The 230-nt window shown below is 60.0% G+C and carries 1 pseudogene; it reads left to right on the top strand.

Going from position 1 to position 230, the window contains the following annotated elements:
* Positions 1-230, top strand: a pseudogene (secD, locus tag ACQY6F_RS19120) (protein translocase subunit SecD); the annotation flags it as partial.

Here is a 230-nt window from a genome sequence, read left to right as displayed (position 1 = left end):
CTGCGGGAAAGTCTGGGCAAGGTTTACGTGGTGGCACTGACCCTGGCGCCCAGCACGCCACAATGGATTCGCAACATCGGTCTGCAGCCCATGAGCCTGGGCCTGGACCTGCGCGGTGGTGTGCATTTCCTGTTTGAAGTTGACCTCAAGGCCGCGATCAAGCAGCGGCTGGAAGTGATTGCCAATGACCTCAACCGCGAGCTGCGCCGTGAACGTATCCGGCGAAATGT

It is taken from the genome of Vibrio sp., from assembly GCF_050299255.1.
GTDB lineage: Bacteria > Pseudomonadota > Gammaproteobacteria > Enterobacterales > Vibrionaceae > Vibrio.
Note: the sequence above shows the minus strand (reverse complement) of the source record. Positions and strands in the feature narration are given on the sequence as shown.